At 64.7% G+C, this 20,036-nt stretch carries 23 protein-coding genes and 1 tRNA gene; 9 read left to right on the top strand and 15 right to left on the bottom strand.

Annotated elements, in window-relative coordinates; all coding sequences use genetic code 11:
• Positions 1 to 12 precede the first annotated feature (12 nt).
• The 9 genes from flgH to KUV81_RS12520 all read right to left on the bottom strand — a co-directional run bounded on the left by flgH (position 13) and on the right by KUV81_RS12520 (position 7,218).
• Positions 13 to 699 (bottom strand): flagellar basal body L-ring protein FlgH, encoded by a 687-nt coding sequence (gene flgH, locus KUV81_RS12560; protein WP_222544191.1) that lies wholly within the window; start codon positions 697 to 699, stop codon positions 13 to 15.
• Between the two features lie 12 nt (positions 700 to 711).
• Complete coding sequence (gene flgG, locus KUV81_RS12555) at positions 712 to 1,500, bottom strand: flagellar basal-body rod protein FlgG (RefSeq protein ID WP_222544190.1); 789 nt, start codon at positions 1,498 to 1,500, stop codon at positions 712 to 714.
• 18 nt (positions 1,501 to 1,518) lie between these two features.
• A complete protein-coding gene (flgF, locus tag KUV81_RS12550; protein ID WP_222544189.1) occupies positions 1,519 to 2,256 on the bottom strand; it encodes a flagellar basal-body rod protein FlgF in 738 nt (245 codons plus the stop codon).
• 181 nt (positions 2,257 to 2,437) lie between these two features.
• Positions 2,438 to 3,844, bottom strand: a complete 1,407-nt coding sequence (gene flgE / locus KUV81_RS12545; RefSeq protein WP_222544188.1) for a flagellar hook protein FlgE — start codon at positions 3,842 to 3,844, stop codon at positions 2,438 to 2,440.
• Positions 3,845 to 3,857: 13 nt separating this feature from the next.
• On the bottom strand, positions 3,858 to 4,541 hold the full coding sequence (locus KUV81_RS12540) for a flagellar hook assembly protein FlgD (protein WP_315900079.1): 684 nt from the start codon (positions 4,539 to 4,541) through the stop codon (positions 3,858 to 3,860).
• 16 nt (positions 4,542 to 4,557) lie between these two features.
• Entirely contained in the window at positions 4,558 to 4,977 is a 420-nt protein-coding gene (gene flgC, locus KUV81_RS12535; protein WP_222544187.1) for a flagellar basal body rod protein FlgC, read from the bottom strand.
• Between the two features lie 2 nt (positions 4,978 to 4,979).
• The gene (flgB, locus tag KUV81_RS12530; protein WP_222544186.1) at positions 4,980 to 5,375 is read right to left on the bottom strand and encodes a flagellar basal body rod protein FlgB; all 396 of its coding nucleotides are present in this window, start codon (positions 5,373 to 5,375) and stop codon (positions 4,980 to 4,982) included.
• An 80-nt stretch (positions 5,376 to 5,455) separates the two neighbouring features.
• Positions 5,456 to 6,289: a CheR family methyltransferase gene (locus tag KUV81_RS12525; protein ID WP_222544185.1), complete on the bottom strand. Its 834-nt coding sequence runs from the start codon at positions 6,287 to 6,289 to the stop codon at positions 5,456 to 5,458.
• Entirely contained in the window at positions 6,286 to 7,218 is a 933-nt protein-coding gene (locus tag KUV81_RS12520) for a chemotaxis protein CheV (RefSeq protein WP_222544184.1), read from the bottom strand. The genes KUV81_RS12525 and KUV81_RS12520 overlap by 4 nt, the downstream gene beginning before the upstream one ends.
• A 195-nt stretch (positions 7,219 to 7,413) precedes the next feature.
• Between KUV81_RS12520 and flgA the strand changes: the two genes are divergently transcribed.
• The 3 genes from flgA to flgN all read left to right on the top strand — a co-directional run bounded on the left by flgA (position 7,414) and on the right by flgN (position 8,936).
• Positions 7,414 to 8,118 (top strand): flagellar basal body P-ring formation chaperone FlgA, encoded by a 705-nt coding sequence (gene flgA / locus KUV81_RS12515; protein WP_222544183.1) that lies wholly within the window; start codon positions 7,414 to 7,416, stop codon positions 8,116 to 8,118.
• Positions 8,119 to 8,194: 76 nt separating this feature from the next.
• Positions 8,195 to 8,512 (top strand): flagellar biosynthesis anti-sigma factor FlgM, encoded by a 318-nt coding sequence (flgM, locus tag KUV81_RS12510; RefSeq protein ID WP_222544182.1) that lies wholly within the window; start codon positions 8,195 to 8,197, stop codon positions 8,510 to 8,512.
• On the top strand, positions 8,505 to 8,936 hold the full coding sequence (gene flgN / locus KUV81_RS12505; RefSeq protein ID WP_222544181.1) for a flagellar export chaperone FlgN: 432 nt from the start codon (positions 8,505 to 8,507) through the stop codon (positions 8,934 to 8,936). The genes flgM and flgN overlap by 8 nt, the downstream gene beginning before the upstream one ends.
• 60 nt (positions 8,937 to 8,996) lie before the next feature.
• Here the strand turns inward: flgN and KUV81_RS12500 are convergent, their stop codons facing one another.
• Both KUV81_RS12500 and KUV81_RS12495 read right to left on the bottom strand, forming a co-directional pair.
• Positions 8,997 to 9,443 (bottom strand): LPP20 family lipoprotein, encoded by a 447-nt coding sequence (locus KUV81_RS12500; RefSeq protein WP_222544180.1) that lies wholly within the window; start codon positions 9,441 to 9,443, stop codon positions 8,997 to 8,999.
• A complete protein-coding gene (locus tag KUV81_RS12495) occupies positions 9,443 to 10,066 on the bottom strand; it encodes a FlgO family outer membrane protein (protein ID WP_222544179.1) in 624 nt (207 codons plus the stop codon). The genes KUV81_RS12500 and KUV81_RS12495 overlap by 1 nt, the downstream gene beginning before the upstream one ends.
• 117 nt (positions 10,067 to 10,183) lie before the next feature.
• On the opposite strand from KUV81_RS12495, the gene KUV81_RS12490 reads away from it, so the two are divergent.
• From KUV81_RS12490 to KUV81_RS12475, 4 genes are all read left to right on the top strand, one after another.
• On the top strand, positions 10,184 to 11,302 hold the full coding sequence (locus tag KUV81_RS12490; protein WP_222544178.1) for a flagellar assembly protein T N-terminal domain-containing protein: 1,119 nt from the start codon (positions 10,184 to 10,186) through the stop codon (positions 11,300 to 11,302).
• Positions 11,303 to 11,377: 75 nt separating this feature from the next.
• Positions 11,378 to 11,453 (top strand) — tRNA-Arg (locus tag KUV81_RS12485).
• A gap of 469 nt (positions 11,454 to 11,922) precedes the next feature.
• Positions 11,923 to 12,486, top strand: coding sequence for a hypothetical protein (locus KUV81_RS12480; protein ID WP_222544177.1), 564 nt, complete (start codon positions 11,923 to 11,925; stop codon positions 12,484 to 12,486).
• A 101-nt stretch (positions 12,487 to 12,587) separates the two neighbouring features.
• A complete protein-coding gene (locus KUV81_RS12475) occupies positions 12,588 to 13,148 on the top strand; it encodes a chalcone isomerase family protein (RefSeq protein ID WP_222544176.1) in 561 nt (186 codons plus the stop codon).
• A 46-nt stretch (positions 13,149 to 13,194) separates the two neighbouring features.
• Here the strand turns inward: KUV81_RS12475 and KUV81_RS12470 are convergent, their stop codons facing one another.
• Entirely contained in the window at positions 13,195 to 14,070 is an 876-nt protein-coding gene (locus KUV81_RS12470) for a hypothetical protein (RefSeq protein WP_222544175.1), read from the bottom strand.
• A 57-nt stretch (positions 14,071 to 14,127) separates the two neighbouring features.
• Positions 14,128 to 14,748, bottom strand: coding sequence for a TetR/AcrR family transcriptional regulator (locus tag KUV81_RS12465; RefSeq protein ID WP_222544174.1), 621 nt, complete (start codon positions 14,746 to 14,748; stop codon positions 14,128 to 14,130).
• 175 nt (positions 14,749 to 14,923) lie between these two features.
• Between KUV81_RS12465 and KUV81_RS12460 the strand changes: the two genes are divergently transcribed.
• Entirely contained in the window at positions 14,924 to 15,925 is a 1,002-nt protein-coding gene (locus KUV81_RS12460; protein ID WP_222544173.1) for an efflux RND transporter periplasmic adaptor subunit, read from the top strand.
• Between the two features lie 4 nt (positions 15,926 to 15,929).
• Complete coding sequence (locus KUV81_RS12455; RefSeq protein WP_222544172.1) at positions 15,930 to 19,013, top strand: efflux RND transporter permease subunit; 3,084 nt, start codon at positions 15,930 to 15,932, stop codon at positions 19,011 to 19,013.
• 44 nt (positions 19,014 to 19,057) lie between these two features.
• Here the strand turns inward: KUV81_RS12455 and KUV81_RS12450 are convergent, their stop codons facing one another.
• Together KUV81_RS12450 and KUV81_RS12445 are read right to left on the bottom strand one after the other, a co-directional pair.
• Positions 19,058 to 19,303 carry a YdcH family protein gene (locus tag KUV81_RS12450; protein WP_222544259.1) on the bottom strand — a complete coding sequence of 82 codons (246 nt, stop codon included), beginning with the start codon at positions 19,301 to 19,303 and terminating at the stop codon, positions 19,058 to 19,060.
• 46 nt (positions 19,304 to 19,349) lie between these two features.
• Entirely contained in the window at positions 19,350 to 19,961 is a 612-nt protein-coding gene (locus tag KUV81_RS12445; RefSeq protein WP_222544171.1) for a hypothetical protein, read from the bottom strand.
• Between the last annotated feature and the right edge of the window lie 75 nt (positions 19,962 to 20,036).

Here is a 20,036-nt window from a genome sequence, read left to right as displayed (position 1 = left end):
GGGTCGCCTCCGTTAGAACGGCCAGAGCGGGCCGGAGAAGAAGCTGGAGAGCCAGCCGGATTTCTGGGAGTCGGCGAAGGTGCCGGTGCCGGAGTACTGAATTCGCGCGTTGGCCACCCGGGTGCTGGCGATGGTGTTGTCCGGGCTGATGTCCCGCGGGCGGACGATGCCGGTGATGCGGATGAACTCGTCACCGTCGTTGATGGTCATCCACTTCTCACCCCGGATCACCAGATTGCCGTTGGCCAGCACCTGCAGCACGTTGACCGAGATGGAGCCCGCCAGGCTGTTGGACTGGTCCGCATCCGAGGCCCGCTTCATGTCGAACTTCTCTTTGTAGGCCAGGTCGATGGTGTTGCCACTGACGGTGATGGGCCCGCCACCGGCGCTGATAGGGTCCAGCTGCATCTGGTTGTCTTTGCTGATCTCGTTGGAGGCGGACTTCTTGGCCTTGGTCTGCTCGGTGAGCATCACGGTGATCACGTCCCCCACCTTGAGGGCCTTGATGTCGGAGTAGAGCTCGTTGGCGTAGCCGTCATTGAAGATGGAGCCTGTGGTCACCACCTGGCTGGGCGGCAGGTCCGGGTAGACCGGCGCATAGTAAGGGTCGTCCGGGATGGGCGAGTTGGGGTGCACGCAGCCGACCAGGGTCAGTGCCGCGAGGCCGGTCAGGGTCAGACGAAAAGCGGTGGTGATCATCTTAAGGCCTCCTCAGAGCTGCTGGTTCAGGTTGGCCAGCATCTGGTCCACGGTGGAGATCACCTTGGAGTTCATCTCGTAAATCCGCTGGCTTTCGATCATGTTCACCAGCTCCTCGGTGACGTTGACGTTGGAGGTCTCCAGCGCCCCCTGGCGGATGCTGCCCAGGCCATCGAGCCCCGGCACCCCCTGGATGGGCGCGCCGCTGGCCCCGGTCTCCAGGTACATGTTCTGGCCGATGGGCTCCAGCCCGGTGGGGTTGATGAAGTTGGAGATCTCAATCTGCCCGATTACCTGGTTCTCCGCCTGGCCGGGCACCCGCACCGACACCTCCCCTTCACCGGAGACGGTGATGGTCTGGGCGTCATCCGGCACCTGAATCCCGGGGTTGAGCAGGAAGCCGGCCCCCGGGGTCACCATCTGGCCTTCATCGTCCAGGGTGAACTGGCCGTTGCGGCTGTAAGCGATGGTGCCGTCCGGCAGCTGGATCTCGAAAAAGCCGGGGCCCTCGATCATCAGGTCCAGGCTGTTGTCGGTGGTGAGCATGTTGCCCTGGTTGAAGATCCGCTGGGTGGCGGCCACCTTGGTGCCCGCCCCCAGGGTCAGGCCCGCCGGCAGCTCGCTGTTCTGGGAGCTGATCCCACCGGCCTGGTTGATGGTCTGGTACAGCAGATCCTCGAAGATCGCCCGGCTTTTCTTGAACCCCACGGTGCTGGCGTTGGCCAGGTTGTTGGAGATGGTGGCGATGTCGGTCTGCTGGGCGTCGAGCCCGGTCTTACTGATCCATAATGCCGGTTGCATGGTGTGTCTCCTTTAGGCTCAGCGCATCAGCTGCGCGTGAGCGCGATCATTCTCTTCCGCGGTCTTCATCAGCTTGACCTGCATATCGAACTGGCGCTGGGCTTCGATCATCCCCACCAGCTCGCTGACCGGATTGACGTTGCTGCCCTCGATGGCGCCGGTCACCAGGTTCACCTCGACGGCGTTGGCGTAGGGCTGGTCATCCAGGCGACGGAACAGGCCGTCTTCGCCCTTGGTCAGGGTGTTCAGCGGCGGGTTGACCAGGCGCAGCTGGCCCACCTCCTCCATGGCGTTGGCCGGGGCCCCCTGGGGGCGCACCGTCACCACGCCGTCCTGGGCGATCTCCACCTTCTCGATGGGCAGGGGCAGGAAGATGGGGCCGGCCTGGCCCATCATCGGCTGGCCTTCGCTGTTGAGCAGCATCCCGGCTTCATCGAAACGCAGGCTGCCGGAGCGGGACAGGGCCTCGTTGCCGCCAGCGTCCTGCACCACGAACCAGCCCTGGTCCTTGATGGCCACGTCCAGGCTGCGGCCGGTGGTCTTGATGACGCCGGGGTCAAAATCGGTGGCGGGCCGTTCGGTCATGGCGAACACCCGGGTGGGCAGCCCCTCGCCGAAGGCCTGCATGGAGCGGGCCTGGCTGAGATCCGCCTTGAAGCCGTCACTCTTGGCGTTGGCCAGGTTGTTGGCGTGGGTGGCCAGCGCGTTCATGTTCTGCTTGGCGCCACTGGCGGCGATGTAGAGGAAGTTATCCACTGTCGTTCCCTGGGATCGGATTCCTGTTGATTCTGAACAGAGTTAAGCAACTGTCGTGCCAACCGACAGGGAGCCAGCTGTACCGGGGCTGAAGGGGACGGTGGGGAGAAATTGAACGGGGGAAGGGGAAACGACTTGCCGCCCCCGGATGGGAGCGGCAAGGTTCGGTGGCAAGCGCGGCTTAGCGGATCTGCAGGATGTTCTGGCTCAGCTGGTTGGACACGTCCAGGGCACGGGAGTTGGCCTGGAAGTTGCGCTGGGCGCTGATGAGATCCACCAGCTCCGTGGTCAGGTCCACGTTGGACTGCTCCAGGGCCGCCGAACGGATGCTGCCGAAGGCGCCGATGTTGGGCTCGCCCACCAGCGGCTCGCCGCTGTCCTGGCTCTGCTTCCAGGAGGTGTTGCCGATCTGTGTCAGCCCCTGCTCGTTGGCGAAGCGGGCCAGGGCCACCTTGCCCAGGGCCTGCTGGGTGCCGTTGGAGTAGGTGGCGTTGATCAGGCCATCGGCGGTCACCTCGACGTTGGTCAGGCGGCCCACGGTGGCGCCGTCCTGGCTCAGCTCCGTCACCTCGAAGGGCGCGGCGTACTGGGTGGGGCTGTTGAACTGCAGGGTCAGGCGCTGGGTACCGTCGGCGCCCGGGCCCACCACCCCGGCGCCATCACCGGGCACACCGGAGCTGGGATCATCCAGACCCAGGGCTTGGGTCTGCACCACCGCCGGATCGGTACCGATGTAGCCGCCCACGTCATCGAAGCTCATCACGAAGCCGGTCTGGCCGCTGGCGCCCACGGCGTTGTGGGTCACATCGGCCACCCCGTCACCGGTGGTGTCTTGGCCCCACTGACCGGAGGTGGAACTGCCGCCAGCCACGTCCCAGATGTCCACCGGCTGGTTGTCCACCGTAGTGAACACCACCCACTGGTTGTTGTTGTTCAACGAACCGCCGGTGGGTTTGACGAAGTAGGTGGTCTGGATGTGGGGCTCACCCAGGGAGTCGTAGATGGTCACCGAGGTGGCGGTGTTGTAGGTGGAGGGATCCGTGGGATCGAAGTTGGCCGGATCCAGCTCGGTCTCGTTGGCCGGCAGGTTCATCGACATGGTGATGTTGTTGGTGGCCGTGGGCTGGCCGGCAGTCTGGGGGATCTGCACCGGTTTGGTGGTGGAGAGGGAGACCGACTGCACCGAGCCATCGGCGTTCACCGGCAGGGCCATCAGGTAGTTGCCCAGGCTGTCGACGATGAAGTTGCTGTCATTAAGCTTGAACGCGCCCGCCCGGGTGTAGTTGAAGTCCTGGCTGCCGAACTCGGAGTTGGTGACGAAGAAGCCGTTGCCGTTGATCGCCAAATCCAGGGCGTTGTTGGTGAAGGAGAGCGCCCCCTGGTGGAACTGCTGGGCGATGTGGCTGGTGGCCACACCGGAGCCGACGTTGGTCTTGCTGTTGGTGAACAGCGAGTTGTTGTAGACGTCGGCGAACTCGGCCCGGGACTCCTTAAAGCCGATGGTGTTGACGTTGGCGATGTTGTTGGACGTGGTGTCCAGGTCCTTCTGGGCGGCGTTGATGCCACTGAGCGAGATGTTGAATGACATAAGTTGGCTTCCTTTATCCTTCCGCAACGGCCAGCACATCGCCCAGGCTGATGCCGCCCAGGCCACGGAGATTCAGTACGGTGTCATAGTCGGCGCCCCCGAGGGTGACGCTGTTCACGTGGGCATAAGTGGAGACCGGCAACTCCTGGTTGGCGCCGTCGGTCAGGCCCTGAGCGGTAAAGCTATAGGTGCCGGGGGGCAAGGGGTTGCCCTCGGCATCGTTGCCGTCCCAGGCAAAGTCGACGTTGCCGCCACTGGCGGCGTTCATCGGGATGGTGCGCACCACCTGGCCGGTGCTGTCCTCCACCCGCACCACCAGGTTCTGGGTGCCGCTGGGGGCACTGACCACGCCGGTGACCGGCTGGCCCCCGTCGGCCAGGTGACCGACGTTGGAGGGGATCAGCACCTTCTGACCCACCAGACCGGAGGCCTGCAGGGCCTGGTTGGAGGTCATCACGGTGTTGAGGCTCTTGATCTCGTCGTTCAGGTTGTTGATGCCGTCCACGGTGGCGAAGGAGGACATCTGGGAGATCATCTGATCGTTGTCCACCGGCTTCATCGGGTCCTGCATCGACAACTGCTGGGACAGCAGGGCGAAGAAGTCCTCCTGGGTCAGCGCCTGGTTGTTGTTGGACTCCGGCACCGTCTCCTGCTCCCAGCGCATGGAGTTGAGGTAATCGTTATTGATGGTACTCACGGGGGCTCTCTCCTACTTAACCCTTGCCCAGGCGCAGCGTCTGCTGGGCCATGTCCTTAGCGGAGTTGGCCACCTGCACGTTGGCCTGGTAGGTGCGGGAGGCGGAGATCATGTTGGCCATCTCCTCCACCACGTTGACGTTGGGTTTGTAGATGTACCCCTCGGCGTCCGCCAGGGGGTGGTTGGGACTGAACTGGCGCACCAGCGGCTTGTCGCTCTCGACGATGCCGGCAATGGCCACCGGCACGCTCTGGCTCTGGTAACCGGAGGCCTGCTGCATGGCCGCCTCGAACACCGGCTGACGGGCGCGGTAGGTCTCTCCGGCGCTGGAGCTGACGCTGTTGGCGTTGGCGATGTTGGAGGCGGTGGTGTTGAGGCGCACCGACTGGGCGCTCATGCCGGAGCCGGCGGTATCAAAGATGTTGAACAGGCTCATGGTCAGTCTCCTCGGATCGCCTTTTTCAGGCCGCTGAACTTGCCGTCCAGGAAGCCCAGGCTCATCTGGTGCTCCAGGGTGTTCTGCATAAACAGGTTGCGCTCGGTCTGCAGGTCCACGGTGTTGCCGTCACCGGTGTCCGGGTGTAGAGGCACGCGGAACTTGAGCCCCGGCTGGGGATCGATGCTGGCGTCAAAGTGTTTCTCGTGGCTGCGGGACAGGGAGAAGGCTTGCCGGCTCTTGGCCCCCGCCAGGGCCTGCTCGAAATCGAGATCCTGGGCCTTGTAGTTGGGGGTATCGGCATTGGCGATGTTGCTGGAGAGGACCTCTGCCCGCTCCGCGCGCACCCCGAGGGTGTGCTGGTGAACGCCCAATGCTTTGTCGAATGAGATGGCCATGCGTTGCCTCCTAAGCGCCTATGGCCCATAAAAAGCAAAAGGCGTGCCATAAGACACGCCTTGTTGAGCTCGCTCCCGCCTCAGGGCCGGTAATAGAGGATCCCCGAGGGGAAACGGCGCATCTCGAAGTCGCTGGAAAGGTTGGCAATGGACTCCGAGGCCCCCAGCACCAGGTAGCCGCCGGGGTTCAAAGCGGCAGCAAATTGCCGCAGGATCTGTTGCTTGCTCTCCTGGGAGAAATAGATGAGGACGTTGCGACAGAAGATGACGTCGAAGCGGCCCAGCAGCAGGTAGCTCTCCAGCAGGTTTTGCTGGCGGAAACTCACGCTTTGGCGCAGCTCCGGCTTGATGCGCATGCGGCCACTGCCCAGGCAATCGAAAAACTGCCGCTTGCGCTCCTCGCTGAGGCCGCGTGCCATGGCCAGGGCGTCGTACTCCCCCGCCTGGGCCTGGGCCAGCACCTGGCTGGAGAGATCCGTGGCCAGGATCTCCGCCCCCTGCAGCAACCGGCCCGGCTGCTTGCGGCGAAACTCCTGCAGGCTCATCGCCAGGGAGTAGGGCTCCTGGCCGGTGGAACAGGCGGCGGACCAGATCTTGAGCCGGCGCCCCAGGCGGGCCAAGTCCGGCAACACCTCGCTTTGCAGCAGCTCGAAGGGGTAGGTATCCCGAAACCAGAAGGTCTCGTTGGTGGTCATCGCCTCGATCACCTGGGTTTTCAGGGTCGAGCGCTCCGGGCGCATCGCTTCGCGCACCAGATCCGCCATGGAGGCGTGGTGGGCCGCCATCAGCGGTCCCAGTCGGCTGCGCACCAGGTACTGCTTGTTGTCGCCCAGCACGATGCCGCACTGACGCTGCAGAAAATCGGCAAACGCCTGGTAATCCTCAATTGCCAGAGACTTCGTTGGCAACGTCATTCCCCTTGTGCTTTGGCCAGGTAACTGTTGACCGTGCGGGCCAACTCATCCGGGTTGAACTTGGCGATGAACTCGTCCGCCCCCACCTTCTCCACCATCGCCTGGTTGAACACCCCGGACAGGGAGGTGTGCAAAATCACGCTCAGGGAGCGCAGCTTGGGGTGGGCCCGCAGTTCGGCGGTGAGGGTGTAGCCGTCCATCTCCGGCATCTCGATGTCGGACACCACCAGGGTGAGCTTCTCGGCGATGTCGTCGCAGTCTTCGGCCATCTGTTTGAGGGTGTTGAGGGCCTCCAGGCCATCCTTCACCACGATAAGATCCAGCCCCATAGGCTCCAGGGCACGCTGCACCTGCTTACGGGCCACCGCAGAGTCGTCGGCCACCAACACGGTGCGCCGGTTCTGCTGGGTCGGCGCCAGGGTGGCGACCACCTCTTCGCTCACCTCGGTGCGGGCCGGGGCGATCTCGTCGAGGATCTTCTCCACATCGAGGATCTCCACCAGTTGCTTATCCAGCTCGGTGACGGCGGTCAGGTAGTTGCTCTTACCGCTGCCCTTGGGCGGCGGCAGCACCCCCTCCCAGTTGAGGTTGACGATCCGCTCCACGCCGCTGACCAGGAAGCCCTGCACGGTGCGGTTGTACTCGGTGATGATGATGAACGCGGTGTCCAGGTCCTGGGTGACCGGACCGCCGATCGCAGCGGAGAGATCGATCACCGAGATGGTCTGGCCGCGGATGTGGGCCACGCCCCGGATCAGGCCGCTTTGGTGGGGCAGCATGGTGAGCTTGGGGCACTGCAGCACTTCCCGCACCTTGAACACGTTGATGCCGTAGCGCTGGCGCCCCTGGAGACGGAACAGCAGAAGCTCAAGGCGGTTTTGGCCCACCAGTTGGGTGCGCTGGTTAACCGAATCCAGAATACTGGCCATAGGGAAAATCCTTTTCAACGAGAGCGGGTCATGGCTCGGCGTGCCCCGGTAAGGCGCCTGAGGCCGATTGTCGTTATAATGCAGCGGCGTTGTATCAATTTCCCCAACGTGGTTCAAGCTTGGGGATGTAACCCTTTGATATCCAGCGTTACTATCTGACCAAGGCCTTCAAGTATAGGATTATTGGATCGTCGAATGCGAACTTTCTCACGCCCGTGGCGCGCCGCCGGTGCCCTGCTCGCGGCCCTGACCGCCGCCCCGGCCTTGGCCAATGAGTTTACCCCCCTGGAAACCATCCGCGACACCGCCGCCGGCTACGTGGAGGCGCACATCACGGTGCCCGAGGGCGCCCGGGTGACGGTGGAGGCCAACGCCCTCGACAACCGCCTTAAATACCCCCATTGCCAGCAGCCCCTGCTGGCCAGTGCGCCGGGCAATAACGGCTTTGGCCGCTACGTGACCGTCAAGGTCTCCTGCCCGGACGACCAGGGCTGGTCCCTCTACGTGCCGGTGCAGACCCGCACCGAGTTCCCGGTGGTGGTGAGCACCGCCACCTTGATGGCCGACACCCTGCTGGAGCCCCAGCACCTTCGTGTGGAGTACCGGGACGCCAACAGCCTGCGGGGCAACCAGCTGAGCGATCCCGAGCAGCTCAACGGCGCCCGGCTGATCCGCCGGGTCGGGGCGGGCCAGCCGATCCGCAGTAACAACATCTGCCTGGTGTGCAGCGGCGATCTGGTCACCATCTACGCCCGCACCGGCGGCATCGAGATCAAGACCAACGGGGAAGCCCGGGGCAGTGGCGCCATCGGGGACACCATCCGGGTGCAAAACACCCGCTCGGATCGTATCATCGAGGCACGTGTGGTGGGCCTGGGCGCCGTCGAAGTGCGGATGTAAAAATCCCTAAAGCTTCGCCGACTCCGGACGATAACCCGGGTAAGAGACCCCTTTCAGTTCAACGGAACCAGTCATTATGGCGATCGATCTGAACAAACTTGGCGGTGGTGCACACCGCCCCCTGACCCAACAGGGCCAGGGCAAAGCGACGGCCGCGCCCCAGAGCAGCGCCGCCCCGGCCAAGCCCGCCGCGGACGCCGTGGTGCTGACCGAGCAGGCCCAGCAGCTGTCCCGGGCCGAAAGCGGTCTGGCGGACGCCACCGGCATCGACCAGGCTAAGGTGGACGCGGTCAAGCAGGCCATCGCCGAGGGCCGCTACCACGTGGATCCCGAGCGTCTGGCCAGCAACATCACCAAGTTTGAAAACGAGCTGAGCGGCCTGCTGGATGAGTGAGCCCCGTCTCGAGGATCTGCTGACACAACAGCTGGCCCGACTGGGCCAGCTGTTGGCGCTTCTGGAGCAGGAAACCGACGCCCTGGTCAAACGGGACGTTGAGCGTATCGAAGCCCTGCTCAAGGAGAAGCTGACCCTGCTGGAGGCGATCGCCGAAGCGGACCAGGCCCTGGGCCGTCACCGAGATGTGGCCCGCCTGACCGAGGAGCCCGCACTGGCGGAGCAGCTCAAAGCCGGTCAGGCCCTGCTGGCCCAGTGCCAGAGCCGCAACGAGCACAACCAGGCCCAGGCAGAGCTGGTCAGCGCCAGCCTGACCCGGCTGCAGCAGCTGATGCAGCGCACCCGCCACGCCAGCGCCATGACCTATACCGGCGAGGGGCAAACCCACGTGGGCCAGCGCCTGGGCAAGCGGATCCAGGTCTGAGGTTTCCTCAGCCACAAAAAAGCCCGGCTTGGCCGGGCTTTTTTGTGCGAACGTCAACACTCAGTAGTAGCTGACCGACTTGACCCGTTGGCGGGGTTGCTGCTGGTAGAGCTCCCACACCAACTGGTAATCCAGCTCCAGTTCGGTGACGTAGCTGTCCCCCACCGGGTAGCTGCGCACCACCTTGGCGCCGCGGATCACCCCGTCCACCTGGGCCCGGAAGCGGTCGCTGCTGAGCACCAGGTTGTCCACCTCGCTCTGGCCCTGGATCCGCTGGCCGTACACCTGCTCGGCCAGCTCCCGGTAGGCGTCCAGTTTGGCCGCCCGCATCGCCCGGCGCATCTTCTCCTGCTCGTTGTTTCCCAGCTGGGCGGACAAAGGCGCGATGCCGGTGGCGGTCAGCACCGGGAAGGACTCCGGGGCCACGGTCTCGTACTCCACAAAGCGGTCGTAGCCGGCACAGCCGGCCAGGGCCCACACCAGGGCCAGGGGGATGGCACGCTTCATCACTCCTCCAACTCCACCACGCCGCCGCGGCCGGCCTGGTCATGGCGGTAAAGCCGCCCCTGCTCCAGGCTGACCCGCTGGGCGGGACTGAAATACTGCGGCAGGCTCTGCCAGGGCACGCTGCTTTGCGACGCGGACAGCACCCGGCGGTTGGCCACGCTGATCAGCCGACTGTGGATCTGCACCGAGTCCCGGCTGGTGGCCACCGTGGCCACCACCACCTGGTCCACCGGCAACTGACTGGCCAGCGACTCGAAGTCACGGCTCAGCATCAGGTTGCCCTGTTCGGTGATCCGCACCCGGTCGCTGCCGTTCAGATCCACCAGGTTGAGCCCCTGCTGGTGCAGCGCCGCCAGCAGCGCTTCCCCCAACTGTCGGGCAAACAGGCTGCTTTGCTCAAACTGCTCCAGCATCACCGGGGTGGTGACCGCGGTCAGCTGGGTGGTGTCCAGGTTGTCGTGGTGGCGCACCAGATCCCGGGCAATGGCCTGGGCCAGGTCATTCAGCGCCCCCTGGGGCGGCAACGGCTTGCCGTCCGCCTCGGCGGCGGGCCAGTCCGGCGCCTCGGGCCCGGTGGCACAGCCAGCCAGCGCCAAGGCCAGTGCGGCCGCGAGCAATCGCATCTTCCTGTCTCCTGTTTGAGCACCTGCTCAGGGTATCGACCAGGGGCTTGGAAGCTTTAGGCACAAGCCTTGCTTATCTTTGGGGATACATCAAACGGCAACCTGCTTCGGAACCTCATGACACTGCTTCGTCCGCTTCTGCTGGCCACCCTGTTACTCAGCCCTTCGGCCCTGGCCGGCTGGGTAACCGTCCACGGTCAGGCCCAGATCATCAACGACAACCTCGACCAGGCGCGGGAGCGTGCCATTGATCGCGCCCTGTCCCAGGCGCTGATGCAATCCGGTGCCCAGCTGGACTACCAGCAGCGCAGCCAGAACGGGGTGCTGATGGAGGAGGAGCTTCACTGGCAGGCCCAGGCTGAAGTGGAAAGCATGGAGCTGCTCTCGGAGCGGCGCAGCGGCAACCACTACAAGGTGGAGCTGCGGGTGCTGCTGCAATCCACCGCCCTGGGGGAGTGCCAGGGGCCGGCAGGTCGGGTGGCCATCAGCGTGCCCCGGGCCCAGGTGCGTTACCGCGAGCAGCTGGTGCCCGGAGGCCTCTACGAGCTGGACGGCGCTTTCGCCCGGCTGCTGGGCAACACCCTGAACGGCGAAGGGCGCTACGCCTTCGCCACCGCCCGGGACGACTTGCGCATCGACATGATGAGCCCCGACCGCCAGTGGGTGCGCTCCTTGGGGGAGCAGGATCACAGCCAGTACGTGCTGGCGGTGGTGTTTGACGATCTCAGTGTCGACCGCCCAGACCGGGTGCTGGGCTACTGGGAGCGGGACGCCAGCCGCAACCTGGCGCTGGAAGCCACCCTGTACGATGCCTTCACCACCGAGCGGGTGTGGAGCCAGCGTTACCGCAGCCAGGGGGGCTGGCCCTACGAACGCCAGGAGATGGCCGACACCGCCACGGAAAAGTTCTGGGGCAGCGACTTTGGCGCCGAGCTGCGCCGGGTTGGCACCGAGCTGGTGCGGGATCTCAACCAGACCCTGGCCTGCCAACCCCTCAAGGGGCGCATCCTGGAGCTGACCGGGGACACCGCCGTGGTCACCCTGGGGCTGCGTCATGGGCTGCGCCCCGGCGACCGGCTTCAGATCGTGCAGCAGCAGGACTATTGGGGTCAGGCCGGCAGCCTGACCCTCACCCTGGAGCAGGTGGAGCCGGAGCGGGCCCGGGCTCGCTTCAGCGGCGCCGCCGCCCAGATGGGGGTGCAGGTGGGCGACTGGGTGCAGCGCGCTCCCCGTTAGACCATTCTTTAGCCAGTTGATTTTGTGGCCTTTTCAAATCCAACATCCGCGGACTAGAATGGGCCTTCCTTATCTCTCCCCATAGCTCAACAGGATAGAGCAGCCGCCTCCTAAGCGGCCGATAGAGGTTCGAGTCCTCTTGGGGAGGCCATATTTATCCCACGTTGTTTTCCCCGTCTGTGAAGCGCCATCGAGTCCGCCTCGGGCCAACCCGCTGCGCTGAAATCCATTCAAGATTTCAAACCGCCCTGTCGCCATTGGGGGCGATACCGGCGTGCCATTCGGTGCCCTCAGGCAAGCCGTCGAAATTCCGGGACAAGGCCATTGCTTCAAGCTCTTATTGGATCCGCTTTCATTAGGCGTTATTGCTGTGTCCATTCGTTTGCGCCTGAGATTCTGCTTTATTCGACGAATTGGGTTTGTGACCGTGGCATGTCAGGACAATTAAGCTAAAATGTCCGAAGTAAAATTGCGCAATTCGAAAGTTGTGCCAAAGAATTGACTGCAGACGTTTTTATGGCTTGTTGGAATCACCATAAACACCCTGTATGCAAAGTTGTATAGATGAGAGAGCGTCATCGCATACACAGGTTGAATTAAAACAAAATTGGGATCCGCATATGACGATTGTTACGCGTTCTTTCATCGTTGCTCCCCTGATGTTCCTGGGTGTTACGGGCTGCAGCAGCGCCCCGACCCAGGAGGCAGCCAGCGAAGCCACCTGGATGGAGGCCGCCCGCCAGGGCCACGCCAGCTACGTCCGGCAATACGCCGACCAGCTTGACCGCCGTAACAGCGAGGGGCTGACCCCCTTGGAACAGGTCTTTGATGAGGGCGATCGTCTGGCCTTCAAAACCCTGTTGCAAGCCGGGGCCAACGCCAATATCGAATCCCAAAGCGGCGCCACCCTGCTCTGCCGCGCCGCGCAAAATACCGACCCCTTTTACCTGCGCGAACTATTAAGCTTCGGGGCGGAAGTTAACCTGCCCAATTATTCCCCCTCCGATCTGCCCAATGCCGCGTTTTGCGCCGCCCAAGCCGGTCGCGATCATAATTTGCTGCTGCTGCTCTCCCTGGACGTGGACGACGCCCGAACCAATTTAAAAGGCGACACCCTTTGGGATGTGGCTGCCCATCACAATCAGGCAACGATCAGCAACATTCGCCACCATTTTGACCATTAATCCCGTCGGTTCAAAACTGGTCTGCGCTGTTTCGCCTTGAGGGGGCATGGGGGGCATGTTATCAATACGCCTCCCATTCCCACCGGCATGATGTACCGCTGATGAAACACTTTACCGCCCTACTGGCACTGGCCCTGTCCGTGCTGATCCCGGCCCAGGCCCGCACCGTGGCCGACGTCACCCTGCAAGAGTCCATCACCGTCCAAGGCGACACCTTATCCCTGTACGGGGCGGGGATCCGCACCAAGTACTTTATGAAGCTGTACGTCGGCTCGCTCTACGGCGCCGAAACTGGCTTGGACGCCAAAGGGGTGCTGGCCAGCGAGCAGACCACCGCGGTGCGTCTGAACATCATCTCCGGCATGATCACCTCCGACCGGATGATCGACACCATCGAAGAGGGGTTCGATACCGCCACCGGGGGCAACGTTGCCCCGCTGCGGGAGCGCCTGGACAACTTCCTGGCGGTGTTTGATGAGGCCGTAGAGGTGGGCGATCAGTTCACCATGGTCTCCATCCCCGGCAGCGGCCTGGAAGCCTACAAAAATGGCGAACTGCTGACCCTGGTGGAGGGAGACGACTTCCGTCAGGCCCTGTTCGCCATCTGGCTCGGCGAAAAACCCGCCGACAAGAAACTGAAACGGGCCATGCTGGGCCAGTAACGCACAACGGCGCCCAAGGGCGCCGTTGTTGTTTGGACCTGTCGCGTCAGAACGACCAGTTAAAGCTCACCGCAAAGCCCAGCCGACCGTCAACGTCCTGCTTGCGGTTGGCCGCACCATCGGGTTCCCAGTTGAGCTCCCCCTCGGTGCGGTAGCCGATGATCCCCGACAGGTACCAATCCTCGTTGGGGAAATAGGAGAGGCGGCCAAACGCCACCGGCTCCTCCAGCTCCGCCGCCCCGCCCTCAAGGGCAAACCGATCGCTTCGGTAGGCCCCGCCCACCCCCAGCTCGAAGTGGGGGTTCCAACGGTAGCTGAGCTCCAGCCCCGCCCGGCCGGCAAAGCCCGGCTCAAAGGGGTTGTCCAATTTGAGTCGCTCGGTGATCTGCCACTTCACCAGCACGATGGGGAAACTCTTGGTCTCCTTGACGTCGTTGAGGTAGGAGAGCCCAAAGCCCAGTTGCAGATCCGGGCTCATCGAGTACATGGCGCCCCCCAGTACCCCCCAACTGAAACCGTCGGAGAGACTGGCGTCCTTGGCCGCGCTCCACTGGAACCGGGGCGCCAGAATGAACTGCCACTGCTTGTCCATCAGATAGATGCCGTTAAAGCCCAGCCCGATGCGGTCGCGATGTTCCCAGCTGGGCAACTGCCCCTCAAACAACGCGTCTCGGCTGAAGTCGGTGTAGCGGCGGTTGAGCGAGACAGTGCTGCCGACGATCCATTGGGGGCCCAGGCGGGTGCTGTACCCCAGATCCATCCCCAGGGCGCTGTCACCCAGGCTGCCGTCCTGGGCCAGATCACCGTCCGCCATCTGCACCCCGTAGAGGGTGAGATCCCAGGGCTTAAAGTTGGCCGGTGGGCCCCCCTGAGCCAAGGCGGCGGGGGCGAGAAACAGCAGGGAATACCACAGAGACTTCATCCATTCGTCCTTGAAAATTAACTCAATTGTTCTCTACGCGAGTGGCCGATGGCGCGATCACCGGCGCGGCTGGAAACCGTAGCCTCGCAGGAAAAAATCCACCATCTGTGTGACGCGCTGATGGCGCTCGGCGTCGGTTTCGCGCACCTCGAGCCCCAGCTCCAGGCGCAGGTGGCACATGCCGCGGGCCATCAGCAGCAGCTGTCCCGCCGCGACGGTGGGGTTGTCCAGGGTCAGCACGCCGGCGCGCTCCAGTGAGGTCAGGTAATCCGCCAGCACCTTAAGCACCTTGGCCGGTCCGGCCTCGAAATAGCGCTCCGACAGCGTCGGGTGGGTCTCGGCCTGGCTGACGCACAAGCGGTAGACGTAGATCGCCTCTTCGCTTCTGATCATCTCGGCAAAGCGCTGCGTAAACTCCAGCAGCACCTGGCGGGGATCCTCCCCGGCCAGGGCCGACGGCAGCAGCTCCGAGACCACGCACTTGCGCTCGATGCAGTGGGTAAACAGCTCATCTTTGCTGCCGAAGTGGGCGTACACCGTCTGCTTGGACACCCCGGCCCGCTGCGCCACCTCGTCCATGCTGGTGGTGGCAAAGCCCTGCTGGACAAAGAGTTCACCGGCGGCTTCGACGATCTGCTGCCGTTTCTTTTCACTGCGGGCACTGAGAATCTGGGTCATGATCTACCACACCTACTTACATTTGGCTCACATTCAAACTGGACAGTCTAGTTTCCCACAACTAGACTGGACAGTGCAGTTTAATTATGGACCAATTGTTGCTGTCATGGCTAGATATCTTACTGTTTTGCCACTGCTGTTGTTAACCGCTTGTCAGCCCGTCGCGGAGACCTCGGTGAGCAAAGCGCCCCACCCGGTTGTGACCGAGCGCCTTGTTCTGGCACCGGATTACCCCATCACCCACCGCTTCGTCGGCCGCCTCTACTCCTCCACCACCAGCCAGGTGGGCTTTGAGCTGGCCGGCGTGGTGCAGAGCATCTCGGTGGACACCGGACAACGGGTGGAGCGGGGGCAGGTGATGGCCGCCCTGGACGACGCCCTGCTGGCCAGTGAAGCGGACCAGCTGACCGCCAACCTGGAGCAGATCCGCGCCCAGCGATCCCTGGTGGACACCACCCTGGCCCGTCAGCGCCAGCTGGAGGCCCAGGGGTACCAGTCCCAGCAACAGCTGGACGAGCTGCAGAGTCAGCAGAACGAACTGGCGGCGCGCCAGCAGCAGCTGCAAGCCAGCCTGGACGCCAACCGGATCCGCCGCCAGAAAAGCCAACTGGTGGCCCCCTTCGACGGCGTGGTCTCCCAGCGCCAGCTGGCCCCGGGCCAGGTGGTGTCTCCGGGCCAGCCGGTGCTGACCCTGGTGCCGGACCAGCAGGCCGAGGCCCGCATCGGCGTACCGGTGAGGCTGCTGAGCCGCCTGACCGCCCAGGGCGCATTCGCGATCAGCGTCCAGGGCCACAATCACGAAGCCACCCTGGTGGGCCGCAGCGCCGAGGTGGACCCGGTCACTCGCACCGTGGAGTTGCGCTTCGCCCTGCCGCCGCTGGAGAACCTGGTGAACGGCGATCTGGCCTACCTCAACGTCGAGGAGCGGGTGCCCACCGCCGCGGTCAAGGTGCCGGTGAGCGCTCTCATCAGTGGCCTGCGGGGCCGCTGGAACCTGATGGTGGCCGCCCCGGCCGAGTCCGGCTTTGTGCTGGAGCGGCGGGACGTCACCATACTGCACAGCGACGATCGCATCGCCTACGTCAGCGGCGCCATCGACGACCAGGACCGGGTGGTGACCACCGGGCTGCAGTCGCTGGTGGCCGGCCAGCGGGTCTACCCGGACGGCAAGGAGTAGTCCCATGGTCAATGCCCTGGTTCGCAACCCGCGGCTTATCCTGCTGCTGGTGGTGCTGATCCTGGTGATGGGCCTGGGGGCCCTGAACCAGCTGGCGCGCACCGAAGATCCCCACATCACCAACCGCTTTGCCGCGGTGATCACCGCCTACCCCGGCGCCTCCGCCGAGCGGGTGGAGATGCTGGTCACCGAGGTGCTGGAATCCCGCCTGCGGCAGCTGGATGAGCTGGCGCTCATCACCTCCAACTCCCGCCCCGGTATGTCCGCCATCACCCTGGAACTCAAGGACAGCGTGTTCGACACGGACCCGGTGTGGTCCCGCGCCCGGGATCTGTTGGCAGACGCCGCCGAGGCGCTGCCCGCCGGCGTCGCCCGCCCCAGCCTGGATGATCAGCTTGGCTACGCCTTTACCCGCATCTTTGCCCTGCGCTGGCAGGGGCCCGGCGAGCCGGATCTGGCGGTGCTGGGGCGTTACGGCGAAGCCCTGGCCAACCGCCTGCGGGTGCTCTCGGGCACCGACTTTGTCAAGGTGCAGGGGCGTCCGGACGAGGAGATCCTGGTCCGGGTGGACGACAACCAGATGCAGGCCTTGGGGCTGACCACCGACACCCTGGCCCAGATCATCGCCGCCGCCGACGCCAAGGGCTCCGCCGGCACCCTGGAGAGCGACACCATCCGCGCCCAGGTGGAGGTGGCCGGTGAGCTCGACTCCCTGGACCGCATCCGCCGCATCCCTCTGCGCCTGGGCGACCGCCTGCAGGGGGTTCGGGTGGGGGACATCGCCGAGGTCACCCGCAGCGTGCACGAGCCGGGCCAGGACCGGGCCATCGTCCAGGGCGAGCCGGCCATCCTGGTGGCGGCGCGGATGCTGTCGGACATCCGGGTCGACCGTTGGGATGACCAGGTGGAGGCCCAATTGACGGCGCTGCAGAGCCAACTGCCCGCCAACGTCCGGCTGGAGACCCTGTTCTCCCAGCGCGATTACACCGAAACCCGACTGTCGGAGCTGCTCACCAGCCTGGGCCAGGGCTTTGCCCTGATCTTGCTGGTGCTGCTCATCACCCTGGGGCTGCGCTCGGCGTTGCTGGTGGCCGCCGCCCTGCCCCTGACCGCCCTGGTGACCCTGGCCTGCATGCAGTTCTACGGCCTGCCCATCCACCAGATGTCGGTCACCGGACTGGTGGTGGCCCTGGGGATCATGGTGGACAACGCCATCGTCATCGTTGACGCCATCGCCCAGCGCCGAGGCCAGGGGATGGGGCCGGTGCAGGCGGTGCGTCAAACCCTGCGCCACTTCTGGCTGCCGCTGCTGGCCTCCACCCTGACCACGGTACTGGCCTTCGCCCCCATCTGGCTGATGCCGGGCCCGGCCGGGGAGTTCGTGGGCGGCATTGCCCTGTCGGTGAGCTTTGCCCTGCTGGCCTCCTACGCCATCTCCCACACCCTGATCGCCGGCCTGGGTGGCCGCTTTATCCGTCCACGGGAAGACGGTCACTGGTGGCAGCAGGGGCTGACCATCGCTCCGTTGGCGCGGGGGCTGAAGCGCTCTTTGCAGCTGGCCCTGGCCCGCCCCGGCTGGGCCATGCTGGCGATGACCGCCCTGCCGCTGACCGGCTTCTGGGCCGCCGGCCAGATGACCGAACAGTTCTTCCCCCCCTCGGACCGGGACATGTTCCAGATAGAGGTACGCTTGAGTGAGGCCGCCAGCTTGCCCGCCACCCAGGCCCGGGTGGCGGAGCTCGACGCCTGGCTGCGCACCCAGCCGGGGATCACCCAGACCGCCTGGAGTTTTGGCCGCAACGCCCCCTCCTTCTACTACAACCTGCTGCAGCGCCAGCAGGGGGTGCCCCGCTACGCCCAGGGGATGATCACCACCGACAGCTTCCAGCGGGCCAACCACCTTATCGAGCAGCTGCAGGGGGAGCTGGACCGGCGCTACCCGGACCTGCAGGTGCTGGTGCGCAAGCTGGAGCAGGGCCCCCCCTTCAACGCCCCGGTGGAGTTTCGGGTCTTTGGCCCGGATCTGGCCCAGCTGGATCGCATCGGTGAACAGCTGCGACTGGTGTTGCAGGAGCAGGCGGAGGTGACCCACACTCGGGCGGCCCTGGCCAGCGGCCTGCCGCGGGTCAAGCTGGCACTGGATGAGCAGGCAGTCACCGCCGCCGGCCTCACCCTGGCCCAGGTGACCAACCAGATCCGCGGCAGCCTGGACGGCAGTGTCGGTGGCACCCTGCAGGAGGGCCCCGAAGCCTTGCCGGTGCGGGTGCGCCTGCACTCCGAGGTGCGTCGGCAAAGCGGCGATCTGGCCAACCTGCAACTGACCACCGCCGACGGTCAGATCCTGCCCCTGTCCGCCCTGGGCAGCCGCACCATCGTGGCCAGTCGCAGCCAGATCCCCCACCGCAACGGCGAGCGGATCAACACCATTGAGGCCTTCCTGATCGCCGGCGTGCTGCCGGCCCAGGTGCTGAACCAGACCCTGGCCCAGCTGGAGCAAAGTGGCTTTGCCCTGCCCGAGGGCTATCGCCTGGAGGTGGGGGGAGAGAGTGCCGAGCGCAACGAAGCGGTGGGCAAACTGATGTCCAGCGTCGCCATCATCAGCGTGCTGCTGGTAGCCATCGTGGTTCTGTCCTTCAACTCCTTCCGCCTGACCGGGGTGATCCTGGCCAGCGCCATCCAGTCGGTGGGGCTGGGGCTGTTGTCGGTCTACCTGGCGGGTTACCCCTTTGGCTTTAACGTCATCATCGCCCTGATGGGCCTGATGGGACTGGCCATCAACGCCGCCATCGTCATCCTGGCGGAGTTGGAGGACTCGCCGCAGGCCCGGGCCGGCGAGGTGGACGCCATCATCGCCGCGGTGAGCAGCTGTGGTCGCCACATCGGCTCCACCACCATCACCACCATCGGCGGCTTTATGCCCCTGATCCTGGCCGGGGGCGGCTTCTGGCCCCCCTTCGCCATCGCCATCGCCGGGGGCACCGCCCTGACCACCCTGCTCTCCTTCATCTTCGTCCCGGCGGCCTATCGGGTGGTGCGCCGCTGGCGCGCCGAGCCCCCCAAGGCGCAACCGGTGGCGATCGCCGCATAAAAAAACGGGCCTTCGGGCCCGTTTCCTTTTCTGTCGGTCCAGTCTCAGCCGTGACCGTTAAGCAGCCGCCGGTAGAGCTGGTCTTTCAAGCTCACGCGGCGGGCTTTGAGATCCATAAAGTTCTGGTCGGTGGTGGGGACCCCGTTGACCTCCAGCCCCCGGACCTTGTGGTCCAGATCGTGGTACTCCTTGGCCATGCGGGCAAACTCCTCGTCGCTCTCTTTGAGGTGGTGGATCACCTCTTTGTGCTCGGGAAACTCGAAGATCAGTGCATGATTCTCACCCAGCATCACGGGGCCCTCTCTGCTGCTACTACCAGAGGTAACCATAGCCCAGTTACTTCACCTCGTGCGCCTCGGCCCGCTTGTCCGCCAGCGCCTTTTCCAGGGCATCCAGCTGTGCCTCGGAGAACTGGCCGCGGTCAATCAGATGGGTGATCGCCTCCGCACTGCGGCCCCGGTGGTGGATGATCACCTCAGGCACCTTGATGGTGGCCACATGCGCCTCGATGCGCCGGGCTTCCTCCTCCAGACGCACCCCCTCCTCTTCCAGGCGCCGGTGCAGCTCCGCCATCTGCTCCGCCATCGCCTCCTGCTCCAGAAACTCCAGCTCCAACTCCTCCCCGGGCAGGGTCATCAGGTGCACCCGGTGGTGGGCGCCACTGTGCAACGCCAGATGCAGCTCCCCCTCCCCGGCCACCGCACTGCGCGCCAGCTCTAGCCAGCGCTCGCCATGCTCACTGTCCGCCAGGGCCGTTTCCAGCGCCCCCCAGTCCGGCGATGCCGGATCCAGGGTCAACGCCAGGCGCTCCCCATCGCGGCTGAGCACCACCTTGACTGGCTCCGTCCCCTGGCGGGTGAGGGTCAGGCTGTCGGCCCAGAGGGCGGCAGGGTAGAGGGTGGTCAGCGCCAAAGCGGCCAGGCAAAGGGTTCGGGTCCAGAGGGTCATAATGTCCATCCTGTGGTGGTGATTGGACCCAAGCCATTGAAAAGCGCGTGCCAACTTAGCCAAGGCCCGGCCCAT

This window comes from Ferrimonas balearica (genome assembly GCF_019802085.1).
GTDB classification, from domain to species: domain Bacteria; phylum Pseudomonadota; class Gammaproteobacteria; order Enterobacterales; family Shewanellaceae; genus Ferrimonas; species Ferrimonas balearica_B.
The sequence above is the reverse complement of the archived record's forward strand: the minus strand, read 5'-3'. Positions and strand labels throughout refer to the sequence as shown.

Bases quoted from the DNA above. Each gene is read 5' to 3' on its own strand.
- flgH (WP_222544191.1), bottom strand. From the start codon at position 699: ATGATCACCACCGCTTTTCGTCTGACCCTGACCGGCCTCGCGGCACTG.
- flgG (WP_222544190.1), bottom strand. From the start codon at position 1,500: ATGCAACCGGCATTATGGATCAGTAAGACCGGGCTCGACGCCCAGCAG.
- flgE (WP_222544188.1), bottom strand. From the start codon at position 3,844: ATGTCATTCAACATCTCGCTCAGTGGCATCAACGCCGCCCAGAAGGAC.
- flgC (WP_222544187.1), bottom strand. From the start codon at position 4,977: ATGAGCCTGTTCAACATCTTTGATACCGCCGGCTCCGGCATGAGCGCC.
- flgB (WP_222544186.1), bottom strand. From the start codon at position 5,375: ATGGCCATCTCATTCGACAAAGCATTGGGCGTTCACCAGCACACCCTC.
- KUV81_RS12525 (WP_222544185.1), bottom strand. From the start codon at position 6,289: ATGACGTTGCCAACGAAGTCTCTGGCAATTGAGGATTACCAGGCGTTT.
- KUV81_RS12520 (WP_222544184.1), bottom strand. From the start codon at position 7,218: ATGGCCAGTATTCTGGATTCGGTTAACCAGCGCACCCAACTGGTGGGC.
- flgA (WP_222544183.1), top strand. From the start codon at position 7,414: ATGCGAACTTTCTCACGCCCGTGGCGCGCCGCCGGTGCCCTGCTCGCG.
- flgM (WP_222544182.1), top strand. From the start codon at position 8,195: ATGGCGATCGATCTGAACAAACTTGGCGGTGGTGCACACCGCCCCCTG.
- flgN (WP_222544181.1), top strand. From the start codon at position 8,505: ATGAGTGAGCCCCGTCTCGAGGATCTGCTGACACAACAGCTGGCCCGA.
- KUV81_RS12500 (WP_222544180.1), bottom strand. From the start codon at position 9,443: ATGAAGCGTGCCATCCCCCTGGCCCTGGTGTGGGCCCTGGCCGGCTGT.
- KUV81_RS12495 (WP_222544179.1), bottom strand. From the start codon at position 10,066: ATGCGATTGCTCGCGGCCGCACTGGCCTTGGCGCTGGCTGGCTGTGCC.
- KUV81_RS12490 (WP_222544178.1), top strand. From the start codon at position 10,184: ATGACACTGCTTCGTCCGCTTCTGCTGGCCACCCTGTTACTCAGCCCT.
- KUV81_RS12480 (WP_222544177.1), top strand. From the start codon at position 11,923: ATGACGATTGTTACGCGTTCTTTCATCGTTGCTCCCCTGATGTTCCTG.
- KUV81_RS12475 (WP_222544176.1), top strand. From the start codon at position 12,588: ATGAAACACTTTACCGCCCTACTGGCACTGGCCCTGTCCGTGCTGATC.
- KUV81_RS12470 (WP_222544175.1), bottom strand. From the start codon at position 14,070: ATGAAGTCTCTGTGGTATTCCCTGCTGTTTCTCGCCCCCGCCGCCTTG.
- KUV81_RS12465 (WP_222544174.1), bottom strand. From the start codon at position 14,748: ATGACCCAGATTCTCAGTGCCCGCAGTGAAAAGAAACGGCAGCAGATC.
- KUV81_RS12455 (WP_222544172.1), top strand. From the start codon at position 15,930: ATGGTCAATGCCCTGGTTCGCAACCCGCGGCTTATCCTGCTGCTGGTG.
- KUV81_RS12450 (WP_222544259.1), bottom strand. From the start codon at position 19,303: ATGCTGGGTGAGAATCATGCACTGATCTTCGAGTTTCCCGAGCACAAA.
- KUV81_RS12445 (WP_222544171.1), bottom strand. From the start codon at position 19,961: ATGACCCTCTGGACCCGAACCCTTTGCCTGGCCGCTTTGGCGCTGACC.